The organism is Spongiibacter sp. (assembly GCF_041602295.1).
Lineage (GTDB): Bacteria > Pseudomonadota > Gammaproteobacteria > Pseudomonadales > Spongiibacteraceae > Spongiibacter.
In genome coordinates this window covers 1-2,902 of the sequence record NZ_JBFIGO010000179.1, presented here as the reverse complement: position 1 = coordinate 2,902, position 2,902 = coordinate 1, and the positions used below count along the sequence as shown (strand labels likewise).

Sequence of the window (2,902 nt, the reverse complement as noted above, 5' to 3'; positions counted from 1 at the left end):
TCGCTCCAGCCGCAGCCGCCGGATTCCACCGGCCAGCCCGGCGCCACCCAACCCTTGTCGTAGCGTTTCTTCTGCCACTCGATGGTGGCGGCCTTATAGCCGTCGTGACTGTCGATGCGCGCGGCGAGTTCGGCGTCAAAATTGTCGCGCAGAAAGGCTCTCACCTCCTCGCGAAATTGCAGTTCTGATTCACTAAATTTGGCGTACATAAAGACTATCTCCGACCTGGCGACGGCAGTGCCGCCGCGGGGTAATTAGCAAAAGGCAGGGCGCGCTCGCCCCTAGGTCAACACGCCGCGCTCGCGCAACTGCGCCATCGACTCGGCGTTATAGCCCAACTCGGCCAGCAGCTGCTCGCTGTCGGCACCGGCCTGATGGGGTGGGTGCTGAACTTGCGGCGCGGTGCGCTCGAACTTCGGCGCCGGTGCCGGCTGCACTACGCCGCCGACATCGATATAGCTCTGGCGCGCCACGTTGTGGGGGTGTTCCGGAGCCTCGTTCATCGACAGCACCGGTGCAAAACACACATCGCTGCCCTCCATAATCTCGCACCACTGCTCGCGGGTTTTGGTTTTGATCACCTCGGCCAACTTGGCTTTGAGCTGCGGCCACTGGCTGGGGTCCATCTGCGGCGCAAAGGTTTGCGGGTCGAGTTCGGCCAGTTCGATCAGCAGTTGGTAGAACTGCGGTTCTATGGCGCCGATGGACACGTATTTGCCGTCGCGGGTTTCAAAGGTGTCGTAGAAGTGGGCGGCGCCGTCGAGCATATTGCTGCCGCGCTGGTCCTGCCAGGCGCCCTGCGCCATAAACGAATACATCATATGCATCAGCGCCGCCGAGCCCTCGACCATGGACACGTCGACCACCTGCCCCTGCCCCGAGCGCGAGGCCTCGAAAATGGCACACATCACCCCGAAGGCCAAAAACATGCCGCCGCCGCCAAAGTCGCCCACCAGATTGAGCGGCGGTACCGGCTTTTCACCGGCGCGGCCAATGGCGTGCAGGGCGCCCGACAGCGAGATGTAGTTGAGGTCGTGACCGGCGGCGTGGGCCAGTGGCCCGGTCTGCCCCCAGCCCGTCATGCGGCCGTAGACCAGCTTGGCATTGCGCGCCCGGCAGTGCTCGGGGCCAATCCCCAAACGTTCGGCAACGCCGGGGCGAAAACCTTCAATCAATGCGTCGGCGCTTTCGCAGAGCTTCAGCAGCACCTCCACGCCCTCGGCAGACTTGAGGTTCAGCGCCAGCGATTTTTTGCCGCGTTCGCTGATGTCTTTGCGCGGCGGCGCACCGGCGGGGGCCGATTTGCGCGTAATGGAAATCACTTCGGCGCCCATATCTGCCAGCATCATGCCGGCAAACGGCGCCGGGCCTAGGCCCTCTATTTCAATAATTCTGAGTCCGGCTAGGGGTCCCATTGTTATTCCTCATAAAACCAATACCACCGCCAACAAAGCGGGGGCCAAACAGCCGGCGCGCCGGCCGAAAATTGCCGGCAGCGCCGCAGCGCCCTTAGCGAGGCGGCATGCGAATGCCACCGTCCATGCGAATGACTTCGGCGTTAATGTAGTCGTTGTCGATGATATGCATCGCCAGACTGGCGATTTCTTCGGGCTGGCCGAGGCGCTTGGGGTTGAGCACGGACTGGGCCAGTGCGGTGCGCGCCTCTTCAGGCAGCGAGGCCAGCAGCGGGGTATCGATCAGCCCCGGGGCAATGGTGTTTACCCGAATGCCATAGCTGGCCAGATCGCGGGCAATCGGCAGCGTCATGCCGACAATGCCACCCTTGCTGGCGCTGTAGGCCGCCTGACCAATTTGACCATCGAAGGCCGCCACTGAGGCGGTATTGATAATCACCCCGCGACCGCCAAACTCGTCGATGGGGTCCTGCTTGCTCATCGCCTCGGCGGCCAGACGCAGCACGTTAAAGCTGCCCACCAGATTGATATCGATCACCAGCTTGAACTGGTCCAGCGGGAAGGCGCCGTTTTTGCTGACGGTCTTCATGGCATTGCCGATACCGGCAAAGTTACAGCAGATATGAATGGCGCCGAACTTGTCCAGAGTCGCCTGTATCGCCGCCTGCACCGAGGCTTCATCGGCGACATTGGTGGCGACAAACAACGCTCGGTCGCTACCCAGCTCGGAGGCCAAACCTTGGCCGAGGGCTTCGTTCATATCCAAAATAACGGCCTTGCCGCCAGCGGCGACAATCGCCTCGACGGTGGCGCGACCCAAGCCCGAGGCACCACCGGTGACCAAAGCTACTTTGCCATTAACATCCATACCAAACTCCTCTTAAACAACAACGATCAACGCATCAGGCGCGATCAACAAACGGAACAAAACTCTCGGCAAACACCTCCCGGGCAATGATCAACTTCATAATCTCCGAGGTGCCGGCAAAGATGCGGGTAATGCGTGCATCGCAATACATCCGCGAAATCGGGTACTCGTCCATATAGCCGGCGCCGCCGTGCAGCTGCACGCCCTCGTCCACCATTCGGCACAGCAGCTCGCTGGTGTACAGCTTGGCCTTGGCGGCGTCTTCGGCGCTGAGCTGGCCGCGGTTGTGGGCCGCCACACACTGGTCGACATAGGCCTGGGCGACATCCAGTTCGGTGCGCAGCTCGGCCATCTTGAACTGGGTGTTTTGCATTTTAGACAGCGGCTTGCCAAACACCTTGCGCTGCTCGCAGAACTCGCGAGTCACTTCAAAGGCCTTTTGCGCGGAGGCCTGAAAGCCACAGGCGCCGATCAAACGCTCTTCGGCCAGGCCTTCCATTAAATAGATAAAGCCCATGGTGGCATCGCCCAGTACGTTTTCTTTGGGGATACGCACCTCATTAAAGAACAATTCGGCGGTGTCCTGGGCCTTCATGCCCATTTTTTTCAGATTGCGACC

The 2,902-nt window shown here is 60.9% G+C and carries 4 protein-coding genes; all 4 read right to left on the bottom strand.

Features of this window, described 5'->3' with window-relative positions; translation table 11 throughout:
• On the bottom strand, window positions 1-209 hold a 209-nt coding region (locus ABYM29_RS15400), incomplete at its 3' end, for an acyl-CoA dehydrogenase family protein (protein WP_372865677.1).
• A gap of 72 nt (window positions 210-281) precedes the next feature.
• Window positions 282-1,415, bottom strand: coding sequence for a CaiB/BaiF CoA transferase family protein (locus ABYM29_RS15395; RefSeq protein ID WP_372865676.1), 1,134 nt, complete (start codon window positions 1,413-1,415; stop codon window positions 282-284).
• A gap of 94 nt (window positions 1,416-1,509) precedes the next feature.
• On the bottom strand, window positions 1,510-2,283 hold the full coding sequence (locus ABYM29_RS15390) for a 3-hydroxyacyl-CoA dehydrogenase (protein WP_372865675.1): 774 nt from the start codon (window positions 2,281-2,283) through the stop codon (window positions 1,510-1,512).
• Window positions 2,284-2,317: 34 nt separating this feature from the next.
• On the bottom strand, window positions 2,318-2,902 hold a 585-nt coding region (locus ABYM29_RS15385; RefSeq protein WP_372865674.1), incomplete at its 5' end, for an acyl-CoA dehydrogenase family protein.